Below are 17,805 nucleotides of genomic sequence, written 5' to 3' on the forward strand. Positions count from 1 at the left end.
TTTATAAACTACGCTTTATTTTTGAACTATCATCCGAGATTTTCAGTAAATTATGACGCCACAACTTTGATAAATGACCATGACAAAAATTCTGACAGCCTTTATATTTAGTTTTTGGATGAATCTTCATTTATCAATGGAGCAAGTTCAGATTGTTTATCTAGAACAGCAACCAAAGGTTTTGGAAAATCAAACCTATTACAAAATTGAAGCAGACAATTATTTGAATAGGATTGATGTTCTATTGGTATTTGCTGAAAAAAAACTGACTGAACTGGCTGAGAAAGAAAAATCAGGCAGGATAGAAATCTTTATTATAGAGCAAGAAAACGGCGAAATTCCAACTGAATCCTAACTTGGAAAAAGAAGTTTTGTATCTATGTATTTTTGTTTAAAAAATCTATAAAAATATTATTTAAGTTAAATTTTTTGTGTTGAAAATAGGTATGTCTCTTGTAGTTTTAGCTACTTTGCCAACGTTAATTTGGGGTTTTCAATAAAAAATTTGGTTATTTGTCATATTAAATTTAAAAACACCCGCAGGATTACACATCTCACATTTAAAGGAAAGTTTAAAGCTGGATTTAGCAAAAACAGGATTAGTTATGAATTATTTCATGGTTAATCTGACAATCAAAAGATAAAATTGTAATTATGAATAAATACCTCTTAATTCTCTTTTTTATTCTATCTCCAATACTACTTCAGGGGCAAGAACTCTTTACAGGTGATTATACTTTTAATGGTCTCAAGGGAGAGGCTGCATTTGAATTCGTGAAAGGTGCGGAAGGAACTCTTATCAAACAAGGATATTTTAGATTTTTAAGGAAAGAACGTGACATTGAGGACAAAGCAGTTTTTTATAAAACACAAGTTGAAGGCAACTATGAACAGGATAAGAAAACCGGACTTTGGGATTACACAGATGAAAGGCATCAAATAGAATTCAAGGATGTCGTTGATTTTAAATTGATTTCTGAATTATCAAGTCAGCAAATAAAATTGAAGGCCAATTATTTGCAGGGAAATCCTCATGGGAAATGGACATTTGAACAAAATGAATTTGCTGAAGGAAAGCTTTCAAAAAAATCACAAGCAGAAGATCTTCAATTTTTTGATGGAGATATAAGAGGCAAATTCCAGTATAAATCTTTTGTTTCAGGAAAAACTCATTTTATTCGTGGAGAATTGGTGGGTAATGGTTATATGAATGGTGAATGGACTTTTGTATATGAGGAGGAAGGTATTTTGATTAACGAAGTAAGAAATTATGAAAATGGGTTTTTGCTGGGGTTGGTCAAAAGGGATCTTGAAAAGGACGATGTGATAGATGAAGTGGTTTTTTATGAAACTATCAGGAAATTAAATCAGGTTAACAATATTGAAAATAAAGGTTTTCGGGTATCTGAAGAAAAATTTGGAATTCAATTTAATGATGGGTTTTTATCTGGTGCACCACAGTTTTCAGCCCAAAGGTCAGGCAATCAATTCATTACTGAGTTTTTGACCAATGTCATGCGCTATGATGAAAAATTTGTTAATCAAAGCGGAGAAGTCATCGATTATCCCATCCATACTAAAAAGTTTGTTTTCGAATTAACGAGGAACCAACAAAAAATCGTAGAAGAGCTTCCAGCGAAGTTTGACCAATTAAAAACGACAGTAAAGGATTATTCTGAAAGGAATGCATTGATGCTAAACAGACAAAAATCCGATACACTTTCTTTTGCATATGCATTTTTTCAATTTCAAAATCAAAAACTGAAAGATTTTGACGAAATCATGAATCTCATTATAACTAAGGAAATTCAATATTATGATTTGAATCATTTAGTCCAAGATGGTAAAACTATTTTATCAGAGACAGATGAAATTTCATTCACTTTTGAAGAAGAGAACTTAACCAGGGAGGTCACCTACACAGTAGGGGATTTTGAAAATAATTTTTATTCGGTCCTTTCGGATTATATCAGTCAAATGAATGCCAAAACCATGGAATTCAAATCATATGTTGATGGGTCGTTATCAAAAATTGAACGGGATGAAGATTTGAGAAATATTCAAAACCAAATTCAGGAGCGAAGGGATCAATTAGATGAAAAATACCTGTTGGCTGAGGATTATTCTTTTGAAACTTTGGAATTACTTCAATCCATTCATGATAATATCCTAGGGACAGGGTTTGACAGGCTCAATGAACTCTATGCCAAGGAAGAAAATTTTGATGGGAAGAAAGAAACTGCCAGGAAAATGTTGGATTTATTGAATGAAATGGAAAACCAATATCAACACCTGACTGAACTGTACAGTAATTTTGATAAGATGGATGAATTGTACATGGAGGAGGTATTTAATCCATTTACCTATACCCGGTATGACCAAAGAGATAAACCACGATTATATGAAAGTGCTGAAAGAGTTTTTGAATATTACATGATCCAGCTACAAAAAGAGGAAGATTATACTCAGATCAAATATTGGGTAGAAAAAATTGATTCACTTTTCCAAAGAATGTCCGAATTGAAAGAAGCTGACTCAAGAGTAGTAGAAAGAAAATTGAACAGGAGACTTTCCATCAATAGGGTCGAGGCTATTTTGGAATTATAATTTTACAGTTAAATGATGGATTTAAATAAGTGTTTGGTTCTATTGGTATTTGTGGGGTTGATACATTTGAATATTATGCCTGCGAATGCTCAGGAAAATTTTATACCAACAGAAAGGATTAGTCTGCCTGCCACAACTGAATCATGGAATGGATTATATCTCAAATTGAGGATGACTGAAAAATGGTGGTGGTATCAGGAAAATCATTATCGTAGGAGAAACAGTATAGATAATAGATCAGATTTTGTGGGTAGAATTAGTCAAATATACAACAGGTTCGGCTTCACTTATTTATTCACCGATAACTTTGAAGTCACATTTGGTCCAACTTTGGTTTGGAATTTCACCCCCGATCCGGGGAATCCTGCCTATTTGAACTCAGTTTTGGAACCACGATTCTGGCATCAGTGGCTATTGACGCAAGCTGTTGGACCGGTTAAAATTTTGCATCAATTTAGGTTTGAGCATAGGTTTAAAAGAGCTAATAATATTGGGGCTGAATTTCAATTCACAAATAGGTGGAGATATAAAATCACAGCCTATGTACCTTTGAACAAGCCCAGAATGGAAAATAAAACATTTTTCATCGCGCCATCCAATGAATTTTTCTTTGAATCCGGAAGACATATAACAGATATTTTTGAAGAAAACAGGGTATATACTGCCATAGGGTACACCTACAACAATTACATGTTTTTTGGAGGACACATGTGGACGTATGGTCCAACCCCAATACCTGCGACCTATAGAAACAGGCATATCATCAGATTAAATGTGATGTACACAATTGATTTTAGAGATAGGAGAAGACCTTTGACCAGGGACTTTCAATTTTAATCATAATATGAAATAAAAGAATTATGAAAAAAATCTTTATCATCATCATATTGGTTTTGTCTTCCCTTGAAAGCTTTGCCCAATATAAAGAGCAATGGAGGGCTATTCATGCCTATGAGGTCCCAATGACTACAGGGTTTTTTGGAATGAATTTTACCGCGGAATATTTCCCTCTCAATTACTTTTCAATTGTCCCCAGTTATACCATATTTCTTCCTGCTACAGGAAAAGCAAGTGGTTTTGATTTGAACTTCCGATATTATTTCACGGAAAAAGAAAAACAATGGTATGGTTTATTGGGATATGGATATTATTTAAGAAGGTTTGAATTCAATCCAGAAGGCAAAAGAAGTTTCAATTCTATCAATATTGGAGCAGGAGGAATGATTAAATTAAATGAAGAACTTGGCCTCAATCCTGAAATCAGATATCAGCCCATGGGTAGAAATGATTTGATGTTTAAGCTGGGCGTTGTGTATTTTATAAATTAGCCTCCGCATGGTCCACATTCTCCCCATTAATCGTAAGATAACCTTTCATGCAATCTGCAGTCATACAGCTATGAACAGGCAGAATTCCCAATAGATCACCCACTTTTACTTGGGTAAGGAGTTCATCAGAGGCCTTAATAAGACCATGTTCCTGTGAAATGCTTTTTAGATAGGAGCGGCCCTGAGGAATTGTCCAACCGTTTTCATTCAAAATCACCACTTCCCCGAAGTTTTTGCTTCCATCCGGTTCTGTAAGCACATCTTTGGCCAAATGCACCCCGCCACCATGGATCAGAATTTCTTTTCTCTCTTTTTTGATATCTACAACGGGTACAGCTAGTGCCACAGCGATGTCTTCCCTTTTGGAACTGCCTATATTGACCTGCATCATATCATAGAAAACAAAGTTGCCTGGCCCGATTTCATCCACATCCCCGAAATCTTCGACCAAAGAACAGCCCGGCGTGTCCCCGATTCGGGTGATCAGTTTGGGGTATTCAGAGCGGTATTTGTTTTTGAGCATGTTGAGGGCAGCAAGACTTTCTTCATAGATTTTAACCTTGTCAGTGGTGTAATAAGTGTGACCCGGATGAAGATAAAACCCTTTGAATCTGAGTTTATCCGTACTTTTGGCCTTTCTTAAAATGGCTTCGATCAGTCCAAAGTCAGAAACTTCCACTCCCGTTCTCCCATATCCTGCATCGATTTCTATAAAAAAGCCTACAGGGTTATGCAGTTCATTGGCAAGCTTCTCTGTGACTGCTTCGTTGATCAGCTGAACGGATAAGGATTGGTTTTTGGCCAGTTTACTGATTTTCGTTGTTTCAAGAGGATTAAAGGGAAAAGCGATATGAATATTTTCCCAGCCATGCCCGCAAAAGTAATCCGCCATCTTGATGGATGAAACGGTTATTTCCGTGATGCCATATTCCTTTGCCCATTCCCCGACCAAATGTGATTGCGCTGTCTTAAAATGCGGAACAAGTTTTTTCCCTTGGAACTTGGCTTTCAAAGCCATTTTTTTCAAGTTGTTCCTACATATTTTTTCGTCCAATAATAAAGTGGGAGAGGTGATTTGGGATAAGTATGACATCGAAATAATGTTATAATGGTTTGAAACCTAAAATTAGGGAAAATAGTGTGAATAATTCAACCCTTTCAGGGTTGGGCTTTTAGGTAGGTATAACTTCACTTAAGTCCCCGGATTTACATCCGGGGTAAATAACCTTGCGGTATTCAATCCCTGTCGGGATTGGTGGTTAATGTACCCTTTACCCAAATAGAGGGTTTTCTGGAAGTCAACGAATACGATATCAAATAAAAGACTTTAATCTTCTATGTATGCTGAAGGAAAACACCTCAAGATAGAAATTGAATACAGCATGTTCATTAGTATATTAATCTTTGAGATATGACTATAAATAAAAACCCAAAACCCCGCAAGGGTTAAATACCTCTAAGTAATTTACTTCCCCGATGATCCTGATAGCTTGAGATGTAGGGATATATGGTCCTCTGGTCATCACAGCCCCCAACCCCGCAAGGATTAAATACCTCTAGGTTTTTTACTTCCCCGATGATCATGATAGCTTGAGATGTAGGGATAAATGGTCTTCTGGTCATCACTGCCCTCATCCCTCCAAGGATTAAATACTTCTAGGTTATTTACTTTCCCGATAATCCTGATAGCTTGAGATGTAGGGTTATATGGTCTTCTGGTCATCACCGCCCTCAACCCCGACAGGGGTTTAATACCGACAGGTTATTTACCCCGGATGCCAATCCGGGGGAAAAGGTCATCAAGTCACCACCCTACCAACCCCGATAGGGGTTGAATTATCCCCATCTCCAGAACTAAAGATAATCGGAAACTTATCCGATTAATTTACGGCCTATTTAAAAAGGCTTTTGTAAATTCCTTTCTCAATTTATTTTTCAACCGATAAATTTTTGAACTATGAGCACACATACATCAATTGTTTACCACATCATCTGGACACCTTACAAAAGGAAGCCAATTATGACAAAAGAACCTAGAAGGGAATTGTTCAACTATATGATGGGAATCCTACAAAACAAAAACTGTCATGTTTACAGGATAGATGGCGTTGAGGATCATTTGCATATCGCAACTTCTTTACATCCTTCCCTCTCGCTTGCAGGTTTAATCAAGGATATCAAACTTGCCAGCAGCAGTATGATAAAGTCAACCAATCTTTTTAGGGGATTTGAAGGTTGGCAGGATGGATATGCCGCATTTACACATAATTACTCCTCCTTGGACAAACTTGTCAATTACATCAAAAATCAAGAGGAGCATCATAAAAAAGTAAGTTTTATGGATGAATACCTTCAACTGCTTCAAGATCATGGGATCGCTTTTGATCCCAAATATCTCCTCTGAATACAAACCGGAATTCTAACAAGAAGGGTTTGAATACCACCATAAGCCCCGCAACTTCCTAAATAATTCAACCCCTACCGGGGTTGGTCTTAGTAATGTCGAGTTCATAGCTTTTGCCCCGGATTGTCATCCGGGGTAACTACCCTTTCAGGGATTTAATCCCTCCGGGATTTTCGGTTAAATCAAGGTTAACCATAATCAGTAAGAGGGAATTTTAATAACTCAAAATGATAAAATAGGAGCCATTCCAACAGGTTTGCCTTGTAGTAAGTATGGTAAAAATACTCTAAGTCTATTTCCAAGGATGACAATCAAATGGGTTATTAAGATTATTTTATTGCTACAATGGCCAACCCCGACAGGGGTTTAATACCGCAAGGTTATTTGCCCCGGATGACAATCCGGTGGGAAGAAGGTCTTATGATAAACCACTCAACAACCTCGATAGGGGTTGAATAATCCTCCTTCCCTCAACCAAACTTAATAGGGGTTGAATTAAACTCAACACCATTCCGACTTCCAAGTTTTACTCCTCCCCATTGAGTCCTATATCCCCTCCCCAAATCCCCAATCCACCATTGGCCTAAATACCCTACTTTTCCTTTTATGTTTTTTGGTATATTTAGAGCCAATTGAAAAACCTAATAACCTACAACCACTTTATGAAAGTAATCGCCCGTATTCCCAATCAATTAATTGCAATACTGTTATTGATTTCATTTGGGTTTTCATGTACCAAAAAATCTCCCGAGGACCTTCGGATCAAACAGATGAATAAGGAAGAAGTAAAAACACTTGCTTCCACCATTGAATCCATGGTCAGTCCAAAACTGGCAGAAGGACTTAGCCTATCTTTATGGGCAGTGGATTCCCTGATTTTTGATCCCATTTCTATTCAGGTGGATGATGAAGGTACCTTATATTACTCCAGGACCAACCGTCAGAAAGGATCCGAGTTTGACATTCGTGGACATCAGGATTGGGAGATCGAATCAATTAAATTACAAACTGTAGAGGATAAAAGAGCATTTCTTAGAAAAGAGTTGTCTCCCGAAAGATCTGAACACAATACATGGTTGAAAGATATGAACGGTGATGGTTCACATGATTGGAGGGATATGTTGGTGCAGAAAGAACAGATTTACAAGGTAATGGATACCGATGGTGACGGACTTGCGGATTTTTCACAAGTGATGGTAGCGGACTTTCATGAGGAGGTGACCGATGTGGCGGGTGCGGTATTGATGCATGAGGGAGACCTATTTGTAGGTGTAGGACCGGATATGTGGAGACTGAAAGATAAAAACGGTGATGGCCTAATGGATGAAAAGGAATCCATTTCACATGGCTATGCCCTTCATATAGGATTTGGTGCACATGGTATGTCAGGCGCAAAAGTCGGCCCAGATGGAAAGATTTATTGGGGAATCGGAGATGTAGGTTTTAATGGGACTGATAAGGAAGGCAAAGAATGGAAATACCCCAACAGAGGAGTAGTGGTTAGGTCAAACCCTGATGGATCCGATTTTGAAGTGTTCGCCATGGGGGTCAGAAATACCCATGAATTCACTTGGGATGAATACAATAACCTGATTTCGGTCGATAATGACGGAGACCATAGAGGAGAAAGTGAAAGATTGGTTTATCTCGTCAATGGGTCAGATACCGGTTGGAGGATTAACTGGCAATTTGGGAAATATAGAGACCCAAATAACAATACCTACAAAGTCTGGATGGATGAGAACATGTACAAGCCAAGACATGAAGGTCAGGCTGCTTACATCACACCTCCCATCATCAATTATGTAAACGGACCAACAGGAATGGTTTACAATCCCGGCACAGCATTAAGCCCAAAATGGAAAAACCATTTTTTTGTAGTTGAATTTGTGGGAACACCATCAGGTTCGGGGATTCATGCCTTCACCCTGAATCCAAAGGGAGCATCCTTTGAATTGGGAAAAACAGAAAAGGTACTTGGCGGGGTATTACCGACAGGGCTGGATTTCGGACCGGATGGATCGCTGTACCTTGCAGATTGGATCAATGGATGGGGTGTTAAAAACTATGGAAGGGTTTGGAAGTTGGATGATGAATCCGAAAAGAACTCTGCTTTAAGAGTGGAAACCAAAAGGCTTTTAGGATTGGATATGAAAAAACAGTCTGAATCAGAATTGGAGAAGCATCTTTTTTATGAGGATTTGCGGGTTCGTAGAAAAGCCCAATTTGAATTGGCCAAAAGAGGAGATAAGGGTGCTGCTGTTTTTGAATCCGTGATAAAACAACAGCAAAATCAATTGGCCAGAATCCATGCCATTGTTGGTACTAGTCAATTGGCCAGAATGGTGGATATGAAATATGCCAAAGCTATAGTACCGTATCTGAAAGATCAGGATCCGGAAATTAGGGCTCAGGCAGCAAAATGGTTGGGTGATATCAAGTATCAGGATGTAGGATCAAATTTATTGGCGCTTTTGGTAGATGAACATCCTAGAGTCAATTTTTTTGCTGCAGAGGCAATTGGAAGAATCGGATATGATCCGGCTACTCCCGCGCTAATTGCGCTCATTGAGAGAAACAATGATGAGGATGCATATATCAGACATGCAGCTACTTTGGCATTGGCCAGATTCAATAATCCTGAGTCTTTAATTCCACTTTCAAATCATTTCAGCAATGCAGTTAGACTCGGTGCAGTTTTGGCTCTTAGGAGGATGCAGCATTCTGGTATAGAAGCATTCCTTAATGATGGGAATGAATATATCGTGACAGAAGTTGCAAGAGCGATCAATGATGATTTTTCCATAGAAGCGGCCTTACCGGCTTTAGGAGATTTATTGACCACAACCTGGTTTACCAATGAAGCTCTGATCAGGAGAGCAATCAATGCCAACCTGAGAGTGGGTACTGAAAAGTCCATGCAGAATCTGATCACTTATATGTCAAACCCTGCTTCACCAACTGGAATGAGGAAGGAAGCAATTGATGCCCTGTCAACTTGGACCAAGCCTTCGGTATTGGATAGGGTTGATGGAAGGTTTAGAGGGGAAATCACAAGGGAACCGAACCTGATCAGGGAAAAAGCAATTAAACCTTTGGTTGATCTTTTGGAGGGGCAAGATGAATCCTTACGTGAAAGTTCTGCTATTGCTCTAGGCAAACTTGGTATTGAAAGTGGGTCAGAGGCATTGTTGGCTTCGGTCAAACAGGATAGATCAAGTACCGTACGTATTGCGGCCATTCAGGCATTGGCAAAAATGAATTCGGAAAATGCAGCAAAGGGTATAGAATTCGCCTTAGCTGATAGGGAAAAATCAGTCAGGATTGCAGGTCTTACCTTGTTGGAGCAATTGGACCTGGATGTACAGCTCAAAGTTAAATTACTGGCTGAAGTGATTGAAAAGCAAACTACCGAAGAAAAGCAAGCCGCGATTGTAGCCTTGGGAAAATTGCCATATACTGCCACAAAAGAAAGCTTTGGTGCATTGATTGCGAAAATGGATAAAAAGAACATCCAAACAGATGTTTTGCTGGAATTATCTGAAGCAGTGGAAAATATAAACGACCCAGGGCTGAAAGAAAAATACGCCAAAAGTGAGACAGCATTTTGGGGAGGAAACCAATTGGCTTCCTTTCAGAGCAGTCTGAATGGTGGTGATGCGGTTAAAGGAAAGAGTTTGTTTTTACAATCCCAAACCGGTCAATGCATGCGTTGCCATGCCATTGATGATATGGGTGGAAATGTTGGTCCTGCCATGGATGGTATAGCTTCCAAACTCAGCAGGCAAGAATTGTTGGAATCATTGATTGATCCCAGTAAGCGAGTCGCACCAGGATTTGGCATTGTGACTTTAGACTTGGACAATGGTCAAAAAGTCAGTGGTATATTGGGCAAAGAATCCCAAAATGATTTGTTGTTGCAACAAGGTTCGAAACCTGACACCTTGATTCGAAAAACCAATGTGGTAGAACGAAAAGATGCAGCATCAAGCATGCCGGATATGAAAGCGATTTTAAGCAGGAGGGAAATTCGTGATTTGGTCAGTTATCTTTCTACATTGAAAGAGCATTGATGAAGCAGGTTGGGATAGTCTTATTGGTGGTGATTATTATTGCCATTGTTTTATTGGCAGGTCTGATGCTATGGGGTAGATTTATGCTCCATAATACAGAGATACCTGTCAAAACGCAATTGATTGAAGAGACTACTCCACAAACCATCATGACCTTTTTCTCCCATCCGGATGACGAAATTGCAGTTGGAGGAACTTTACTTTCTTTACAGGAAGCAGGCCACAGGCTTGTTCTTGTCTGTATGACTAAAGGGGAAGCAGGTCCCACAGGAGGACTGGTGGAAAGAGAGGATTTAGGGGAAACAAGAGCAAAAGAATTAAAGGAGGTTGCTTCAATATTGGGTGCCGAACTCGAACTCTTTGATTTTCCTGATAGCGGCTTAAAGGAAATTCCTCTTGACAACTTGAAACAGCTTGCCTTGGAAATGATCGAAAAGCATCAGCCAGATTATGTCATTAGTTATGACAGTAAGGTCGGGTTATATGGTCATCCTGACCATGTGATGACTTCAAAGGCAATGGAGGAGGTTTTCCTTGAAAACAGAGAAAAGGAGGGTTTTCCTGTCAAGAAACTTTTCCAATTGACACTTTCCCCAAAACAGATTCAGATAGCTTTAAAAATTGCCCCCGGTTTCCAAAGGAATTATCCCAAAGTTGGGCCAGGTTTACCTGTTCCTGACTTCGCAGTGAAGACCACGCCTTATTTTGACACTTTTGTAAAGATGATGGAAGCCCACGCAACCCAACAAGAGGTCTTCAGGGATTTACTGCCTTACCGGGAAGAGACGCCTTCATTTATTTATTCCAGGATATTTGATAGGGAGTATTTTTGGGAAGCAAAATAAGAAGGATGAAGGAGAAAGGATGAGTCAGAATCAAGAGCCAAGAACCGAGAAGAGAGAGTCGAGATGCGAACCCGTTGTCGGAAGCTTGTAGCTTAGTGACGCTGGGTAAGGCGTTTGTAACGCCTGTCTTCTCATAAGCCTGTGAATGGTGGCACCCACATTAGCAATGGAATCGAGGCTTTTATTTTGATAAATAAAAAAGGCCCAAGAATTATATCCTTGGGCCTTTTATTCAATTTTGAGAGGGAATAAATTATTTAACAAAATTAAACTCAAAATCAAATTTAACATTTTCATCCACACCGTCATCATCTATGTCTACAGGTTCTTCCTCAGAGAATTTCAAAACCATCCTGTTGTTGGTTAATTCTTTAACCTCAACTATTTGAGTGTCCCCATCAGAAGTCAATGATAGCCTTGTGTCGTTGTTGGTAAGGGTATAGGTTCCTGTTTCTACATCACTTCCATCAACTGCACGGTAAGTTCCATCAGCATTGAATGTAATAGAGCCTGATAAATCTGTCTCATTTAAGATGGTTGTTTTTATAAATGCCTCAAAGGCAGCAGCTTCAGCAGCAGTGTATTCCCCAGTGCTAACCAGGAAAGTGGTTAAAGGCTGATTATTTACCGTAATTGTCAAATTAGCTGCATTGTAAGTCCATGTTCCCACAATAGGGGAGCCTGCTGGTCCATCATCGTCCTTGCCACAAGAAGAAAGGAACGCCATTGAAGCAGCAATACAGATAATGAAAAGGAATTTAAAGTTGTTTTGCATGATGTAATTGTTTAAGTTAAAAATATTGGTTTGATAAATAATTATCTAAATATAAGTGATATAGGTAAAAATAAGCATATTTTTAATGTTTTTGTCTCTTAATATAAAAGATATTTTTTTCTCAAGTCTGTGTAAATTCCCAGGTCTTTTTGCCAGGAAGCTTTGATTTCTGCCTCTGATTTACCAGCTATAATGTCTTTTCGGAGTTGGTCACTCCCTGCAAGTTTGTCAAAGAAGTTGTTGAAGAATTTTTCTTTTTTTCCTGAAATATGATATGCCTCCAAAAGATATTGAAGGGTGAATTGATGATCCAAAGGTTCATTTCTCAAATCTTTTCCATAGCATTTATTACCCTTCTGGGGCGGGTTTTTTGACATACCGTCAATGCTGACAGGAGTAAAAGTGAAATCTCCGAATTTAGGATCCGGATAGCCATAGACCTGAAATGGAAAATAGGTTCCTCTTCCCAATGACACATCTGTGCCCTCAAAATAACAAAGCGAAGGGTACAGCCTTATAGCTGTGTCATTGGGTAAATTTGGAGATGGCTTTACCTGCAAACCATAGGGTATGGAATGATTCCAGTTTTTCACAGGGATTATCTGAATATCACTTTTTGCCCTTCCTTTTAGCCAACCTTCCCCATTGATCATTTGGGCCAATTCTCCTACCGTCAATCCATGAACTACCGGAATTGGGTGCATACCCACAAAGCTTTCAAAGCCTTTTGTCAAAACAGGGCCATCCACGTAATTCCCATTAGGATTGGGTCTGTCAAAAATCAATAGCGGTTTTTTATTTTCTGCGGTACTTTCCATGACATAGTGCATGGTACTGATGTAAGTATAAAATCTTACTCCGACATCCTGAAGGTCATAGATCAGAATATCCACATCAGATAGGGTAGAGGCAGACGGCTTTTTATTGTCTCCATATAAGGATATAATAGGCAAGCCTGTACTTTTGTCGATTTCAGAGTTAACTACCTCTCCTGCATCTGCATCTCCACGGAAGCCATGTTCAGGAACAAAGACTTTGACTACATTCACCCCCTCCATCATCAGGAAATCCACCAAATGCATATTGTTTTTACTGGTAAGGATTGAAGTTTGATTGACAATCAATCCAACTCTTTTTCCTTCCAAAAGTGGTAAATATACTTCAGGCTGATCTGCTGCTGGCAATATCTGGGCTTCGATCACCTGCTCCAAGGCTTCAATTTCTTTGTCAGGACTTTTGCAAAATGCTGTGGTCTGTATTAAAAAAAGAACAAGAATGATACATTTCAATGAGTTCATATTAATTTGCGCTAGATTTCCACCAAAATAATCAAACTTCATTGAACCTTTCCTATTTTATTGCCAAAAGAATCAGTTTTAAGCGAACAGGTGGGTTTACGGGTACCATTCACCGGATAGCGGTCGCTTCAGTAGCCATTGGCATAGCAATATCAATTATTTCATTTATGATATTGGGTGGATTTCAAAATGAAATTTCAGATAAGGTATTCTCCTTTACAGGCCACTTTCAAGTGCAGAAATTTATGTCGGGAAATGCATTTGAAGAGAGTCCAACATCCAAATTGTCAGACTTTTATTCAGAATATTCCCAAAATACAATGATCCGGCATGTGCAGGTCTATGCCCATAAACCGGGATTACTGAAAGGGGATGAAGAAGTAGAAGGTGTATTGATGAAAGGAGTGGGGCCCGATTTTGATTCTTTGCGATTTAAAGAATCCTTGACTAAAGGAAGGTTTATTCAGTTTTCAGACTCCATTGCCAGCAATGAAATTATTTTGAGCAAAAAGATTGCGGACAAATTATTATTGGATTTAGGGGACCGAATTACCATGTATTTTGTGCAGGAACCTCCCCGCTTTCGAAGGTTTGAAATTGTCGGTATTTATGAGACATTTTTAGAAAATTTTGATGATAAAATCATCATAGGAGACATTCAAACTATCAGAAATCTTAATGGTTGGACGGATGACCAGGTCGGGGGTTTTGAAGTTTTTGTCCACAATCCTAACAAATTGGATGAATTCAGCGACCCACTTTATGAATCTTTGGATTATGATCTCAAGCTGATCAAAGTGACGGACAAGTACATTGAAATCTTTGATTGGCTGATTTTGCTCAATAACAATGTCTTTATCTTTTTGGGTTTGATCCTTTTTGTAGCAGCATTTAATATGGTTTCCATATTGTTTATCTTGATCATGGAAAGGACGCAGATGATAGGAATACTGAAAGCGCTTGGAACCAAAAACAAACAGATAAGAAAGATCTTTGTCTGGAACGGGGTTAGAATAATTGGCAGGGGCTTACTTTTTGGAAATGCAATAGGATTGGGTTTTGGATTGTTGCAACAAAAATTCCGGTTTATTGCTCTTGACCCGGAAAGTTATTATATGTCATTTGTGCCCATAGCCTGGAATTGGCCTGTGTTTTTGCTGCTCAATATTTCAGTATTGCTGGTAACTACAATGGTTCTGTTTATCCCTGCGATGCTGATTAGCAATATCCAACCGATCAAAGCGATACGTTTTGATTAGGTTTGTACTTTTTGAACCAACTTCTGACCTTCATGTAAATAACGCCCATTACCGCCTCTTTAAAAATGTGGGTGTTCATTTTTGAGATTCCTTTGGTCCGGTCGGTAAAAATGATCGGGATCTCTTTGATTCGGAAGCCCAGTTTCCATGTCGTGAATTTCATTTCAATCTGAAAAGCATATCCGATAAATCTGATTTTATCCAGTCCAATAGTTTCCAGTGTATTTCTGCGATAGCATTTAAAACCGGCTGTGGCATCTTTGATGGGCATACCGGTAATGAACTGAACATATTTACTTGCAAAAAACGACATCAAAACCCTTCCCATTGGCCAGTTGACCACATTGACTCCGGTGATATATCTAGAGCCGATCACCAGATCATAATTTTCCTGAAAACAAGTTTCATAAAGCCGTATTAGGTCTTTTGGATTGTGGGAGAAATCCGCATCCATTTCAAAAATATATTGGTAGCCACTCATTAGGGCATATTGAAATCCTTCCAAATAGGCTGTTCCAAGTCCTTGCTTTCCAGGTCTCTGCAGTAGGTGGATCCTATCTGGGAATTCACGCTTCAATTTCTTCACTTCCTCTGCAGTACCATCCGGAGAATTGTCATCTATTACCAACAATTCAAAATCACCTTCCAAAGCCATGATAGCCAATGCAATGTCCTGGATGTTTTCCAGTTCATTATAGGTAGGGATGATGACCAGTTTATCTCTTTTCATAAAAACCAAAACCCAAAAATATGATTAAAAGCATGTAATTTTAGATTTGTGTCCATTAAATGCAAAAATTGATATATAATTGTTTGAAAATGAGAATAACAAAACAGATGAAAGTAGCCATAGTCACTTACGAATCAAAAGGAAGCTATCCTGATTACAATGCGGAAGATGAAAACATAGTATTGGGAAATATTTTAAAAGATTTAGGCCAGGATTACAGGTTGGAAATATGGTCTGATCCTCAAGTGGATTGGACACAATTCACTCACTTGCTGATCAAATCTCCATGGGATTATTTTGATAGGTATCCCGAATTTTTGGTTTGGTGTAATTATATCAAAAGTCTGGGATTGAAGGTTTTCAATGATTTGGACACCATTCTGTGGAACTCGGATAAAAAATACCTTTTGGATGTGCAGAAAAAGGGTTTTCATATCGTGCCGACATTTTTTCTTGAAAAGGGAAAGGAACCTGATTTGGAAATTTGTTTCCAACAATTCGATACAGATCACTTGGTCATCAAGCCTACTGTAAGCGGAGGGTCCAAAAATACTTTGAAACTTGAAAAGAATAACTGGAAAACCCAAAAATCCATCATTGATTTATTTTTGGAATCTGAGGATTATATGGTCCAACCATTCATCGAGGAGATTGCATCGGTAGGGGAATTTTCCTATTTGTTTTTTAATGGCAAATTTTCTCATGCTGTCTTGAAAAGTGCCAAGTCGGGGGAGTTTAGGGTGCAACATTATTTTGGAGGTCAAGTCCAACAAGTACGGCCTTTAGATGAACAACTACATTACATTCAGAAAATAGTGAATGAATTTGCTGGAGACACGCTTTATGCAAGGGTAGATGGTGTTTGGATTGAGGGTGTTTTCTATTTGATGGAACTCGAACTTATAGAACCTTATCTATTCCTATTTACATCTGAAACTGCCAAAAACAATTACAGAGAATCAGTGAAATGGAGGTTGGGGGTTTTTTGAAAACCTTTTGACATCAGGTTACTCGTCATTCCGAGTCCCCAACATTTTGAAAATGTTCAGAATTGGTAATGACATCTTTGTATAGTTGGTATCAATAGGAATGCGGCTTTAGCCCATTCATAAATAAATGCAAAATACCAAAGGCTTTAGCCAAAACATAAAAGTAGGATATAAGATCGGGGATTATGTTTGGCTAAAGCCGGGGGATAATAGGCCTCTTTTTTTCCTCCCGCTAAAGCAGGAGGCCATTGATTGGTAAGCCAAGCAATAATTTCTATGCCTAGAACAGTTTGACTGCTAATCTGATTTATGTCATTGATACGTAGGAGGGAACTCCAAAGGTATTATTCAAGGAATATTTTACATTTCAGGATCCTCGTGAGATGCTTCTCCTCCTATCGGGATCAGCACGACGGGAAACTATTATTTCAATTTCAGTTTCCAAAAGCTTAAGGAACTACTCACAGTGTTCCAAATGCATCTGCGCATAAATACTTCCTTTTCCAGCAGCCTCTTTTAAGTCTTTACAACCCGTATTGTCATTGATTGCAAGTTTTGCATATCCTCTCCTGGCAAGTGCTTCAATATGATTGGGATTGACTTTCAAAATGTCATCAAAATCTTCCATGGCCCATTCTGCATATCCTATCAACAAACGAATTAGGCCCCTGTTGTATTTGGCTGTAAGATTGTCAGGGTCAAAGTTGAGACACATATTGAATGAACCGGCTGCACCTAAGATATCACCGATTTGGGATCTTGCCATGCCTTGATAGAAATACACCTTGGAATCCTTTGGCCTCATTTCTTTGGCAATCTGTAAAAACTCATCTGCACTTTTGTAATTTTTATTCATTAGCATGGCTCTACCTAAAAGATAGATGATTTCAAAATCTTCCCCATCCTGATTGGCAGCTAATAAAAGGTACTTTTCAGCATTTTTATAATCCTCTTGTTTCCAATAGACTTTCCCAATACCAGCATAAGCCTGTGCGTAATGGGGTTCAAAACGAATAATGGCCTTATAATCCTTCAAGGCGTCTTCATACTTCTCTAATTCTTCATAGGATCTTGCCCGGAGATGAAGAGATTTTACATCTGTTAGGTTAATAAAAAGTGCTTTTGAAAATTCTGAAACGGCTTTGTCGTAGTCACCCTGATGGAAATACATTTCACCTTCCGAAAAACTACCAAAGCAGGAGGGCAGCAAAAAAAGCAGACATATGTAGAAAACAAAGCGCATAGTTATTAATTGCATTCTTTCAAAACTAATAAAATAATTGCAAATACCCAAGTTATCTACTATGTTTTTAATATAAAATTAATCGTTATCATTTTCGAGACAGAAGACGGGAGACGGAAGACAGAAGAAAACTATTTCAATAGGCTATACAATAACTCCTATCCGACAACTGTCAGTATTTCCTTTCTCGTCAACTGAACACTACGTACTGCCCATTGAAAACTACCTACTGAAACGGCTCACTGAACGCATGC

At 38.5% G+C, this 17,805-nt stretch carries 15 protein-coding genes; 9 read left to right on the forward strand and 6 right to left on the reverse strand.

Annotation, left to right across the window (positions count from 1 at the left end; translation table 11 throughout):
* Positions 1 to 73 precede the first annotated feature (73 nt).
* From ACEW8U_RS15225 to ACEW8U_RS15240, 4 genes are all read left to right on the forward strand, one after another.
* On the forward strand, positions 74 to 355 hold the full coding sequence (locus ACEW8U_RS15225; protein WP_373522908.1) for a hypothetical protein: 282 nt from the start codon (positions 74 to 76) through the stop codon (positions 353 to 355).
* Between the two features lie 299 nt (positions 356 to 654).
* A complete protein-coding gene (locus ACEW8U_RS15230; RefSeq protein ID WP_373522909.1) occupies positions 655 to 2,607 on the forward strand; it encodes a hypothetical protein in 1,953 nt (650 codons plus the stop codon).
* A gap of 12 nt (positions 2,608 to 2,619) precedes the next feature.
* Positions 2,620 to 3,444, forward strand: coding sequence for a DUF2490 domain-containing protein (locus ACEW8U_RS15235; protein WP_373522910.1), 825 nt, complete (start codon positions 2,620 to 2,622; stop codon positions 3,442 to 3,444).
* 23 nt (positions 3,445 to 3,467) lie between these two features.
* Complete coding sequence (locus tag ACEW8U_RS15240) at positions 3,468 to 3,935, forward strand: hypothetical protein (protein WP_373522911.1); 468 nt, start codon at positions 3,468 to 3,470, stop codon at positions 3,933 to 3,935.
* Here ACEW8U_RS15240 and ACEW8U_RS15245 read toward each other — a convergent pair.
* Both ACEW8U_RS15245 and ACEW8U_RS15250 read right to left on the reverse strand, forming a co-directional pair.
* Positions 3,925 to 5,028, reverse strand: a complete 1,104-nt coding sequence (locus ACEW8U_RS15245) for an alanine racemase (protein ID WP_373522912.1) — start codon at positions 5,026 to 5,028, stop codon at positions 3,925 to 3,927. The genes ACEW8U_RS15240 and ACEW8U_RS15245 overlap by 11 nt on opposite strands.
* 353 nt (positions 5,029 to 5,381) lie before the next feature.
* Positions 5,382 to 5,570, reverse strand: a complete 189-nt coding sequence (locus ACEW8U_RS15250) for a hypothetical protein (RefSeq protein WP_373522913.1) — start codon at positions 5,568 to 5,570, stop codon at positions 5,382 to 5,384.
* Between the two features lie 322 nt (positions 5,571 to 5,892).
* On the opposite strand from ACEW8U_RS15250, the gene tnpA reads away from it, so the two are divergent.
* From tnpA to ACEW8U_RS15265, 3 genes are all read left to right on the forward strand, one after another.
* Positions 5,893 to 6,339, forward strand: coding sequence for an IS200/IS605 family transposase (gene tnpA, locus ACEW8U_RS15255; protein ID WP_373522914.1), 447 nt, complete (start codon positions 5,893 to 5,895; stop codon positions 6,337 to 6,339).
* A gap of 662 nt (positions 6,340 to 7,001) precedes the next feature.
* Positions 7,002 to 10,412, forward strand: a complete 3,411-nt coding sequence (locus tag ACEW8U_RS15260; protein WP_373522922.1) for a HEAT repeat domain-containing protein — start codon at positions 7,002 to 7,004, stop codon at positions 10,410 to 10,412.
* Positions 10,412 to 11,257, forward strand: coding sequence for a PIG-L deacetylase family protein (locus ACEW8U_RS15265; RefSeq protein ID WP_373522915.1), 846 nt, complete (start codon positions 10,412 to 10,414; stop codon positions 11,255 to 11,257). Before ACEW8U_RS15260 ends, ACEW8U_RS15265 begins: the two co-directional genes overlap by 1 nt.
* A 253-nt stretch (positions 11,258 to 11,510) precedes the next feature.
* On the opposite strand, the gene ACEW8U_RS15270 is transcribed toward ACEW8U_RS15265, so the two are convergent.
* Together ACEW8U_RS15270 and ACEW8U_RS15275 are read right to left on the reverse strand one after the other, a co-directional pair.
* On the reverse strand, positions 11,511 to 12,032 hold the full coding sequence (locus ACEW8U_RS15270; RefSeq protein ID WP_373522916.1) for a lipocalin-like domain-containing protein: 522 nt from the start codon (positions 12,030 to 12,032) through the stop codon (positions 11,511 to 11,513).
* A gap of 98 nt (positions 12,033 to 12,130) precedes the next feature.
* Positions 12,131 to 13,330: an exo-beta-N-acetylmuramidase NamZ domain-containing protein gene (locus ACEW8U_RS15275; RefSeq protein WP_373522917.1), complete on the reverse strand. Its 1,200-nt coding sequence runs from the start codon at positions 13,328 to 13,330 to the stop codon at positions 12,131 to 12,133.
* Positions 13,331 to 13,371: 41 nt separating this feature from the next.
* Here ACEW8U_RS15275 and ACEW8U_RS15280 point away from each other — a divergent pair, with 41 nt between their 5' ends.
* Entirely contained in the window at positions 13,372 to 14,589 is a 1,218-nt protein-coding gene (locus ACEW8U_RS15280; RefSeq protein WP_373522918.1) for an ABC transporter permease, read from the forward strand.
* On the opposite strand, the gene ACEW8U_RS15285 is transcribed toward ACEW8U_RS15280, so the two are convergent.
* The gene (locus tag ACEW8U_RS15285; protein WP_373522919.1) at positions 14,567 to 15,319 is read right to left on the reverse strand and encodes a polyprenol monophosphomannose synthase; all 753 of its coding nucleotides are present in this window, start codon (positions 15,317 to 15,319) and stop codon (positions 14,567 to 14,569) included. The genes ACEW8U_RS15280 and ACEW8U_RS15285 overlap by 23 nt on opposite strands.
* Before the next feature lie 89 nt (positions 15,320 to 15,408).
* Between ACEW8U_RS15285 and ACEW8U_RS15290 the strand changes: the two genes are divergently transcribed.
* Complete coding sequence (locus ACEW8U_RS15290) at positions 15,409 to 16,308, forward strand: RimK family alpha-L-glutamate ligase (RefSeq protein ID WP_373522920.1); 900 nt, start codon at positions 15,409 to 15,411, stop codon at positions 16,306 to 16,308.
* A gap of 457 nt (positions 16,309 to 16,765) precedes the next feature.
* Here the strand turns inward: ACEW8U_RS15290 and ACEW8U_RS15295 are convergent, their stop codons facing one another.
* On the reverse strand, positions 16,766 to 17,566 hold the full coding sequence (locus ACEW8U_RS15295) for a tetratricopeptide repeat protein (RefSeq protein ID WP_373522921.1): 801 nt from the start codon (positions 17,564 to 17,566) through the stop codon (positions 16,766 to 16,768).
* Positions 17,567 to 17,805 lie beyond the last annotated feature (239 nt).

The organism is Aquiflexum sp. (genome assembly GCF_041751335.1).
In the GTDB taxonomy this organism is placed as follows: domain Bacteria; phylum Bacteroidota; class Bacteroidia; order Cytophagales; family Cyclobacteriaceae; genus Aquiflexum.